Source organism: Neisseria sp. P0019.S003, assembly GCF_051957115.1.
GTDB classification, from domain to species: domain Bacteria; phylum Pseudomonadota; class Gammaproteobacteria; order Burkholderiales; family Neisseriaceae; genus Neisseria; species Neisseria flavescens_D.
On record NZ_JBQCWT010000075.1, the window covers coordinates 1 to 461 of the forward strand.

General features: G+C 43.0%; 1 protein-coding gene and 1 pseudogene. One reads left to right on the forward strand and one right to left on the reverse strand.

Annotation, left to right across the window (positions count from 1 at the left end; translation table 11 throughout):
- Positions 1–190, forward strand: a pseudogene (gene recR / locus ACTHTS_RS11155) (recombination mediator RecR); the annotation flags it as partial.
- Positions 191–252: 62 nt separating this feature from the next.
- Here recR and ACTHTS_RS11160 read toward each other — a convergent pair.
- On the reverse strand, positions 253–461 hold a 209-nt coding region (locus ACTHTS_RS11160; protein WP_440370076.1), incomplete at its 5' end, for a hypothetical protein.

Consider the following 461-nt stretch of genomic DNA (forward strand, 5'->3'; position numbering starts at 1 on the left):
ACTTATCATTGCGACCAATTTCGCAGCTGAATTCGATGCAACAGCGTAGGTATTAGCGGAATTGTTTAAAAATCTTCCTTATAAAGTCATCCGATTGGCAAGGGGAATCCCTTTGGGTGGTTAGATGGAATATGTGGATGCTGGTACTTTGGCTCAGGCTGTTTACGATATAAGGAATATTCAATCTTAAATGGCAATATAAAAAGGCCGTCTGAAAGTTTTTCAGACGGCCTTTTCATTGATTAAATTAGATTATTTGCAACTGACGCCTTGAATTTGAGGCGTATCGCCGTTACCGACTTTGAATGCACATTTGGTTGCGCTGCTGCCGGATACGGTAACAACACCGTTTCCGCTGTTGACGCTGACAGGTTCTTTTACGCCCATGCCGACAGCAGTAGCTGCCAGTTTTTGAACATCGGCGTCGGAGTAAGCGGTATTGTTTGAACTGATTTTGATTT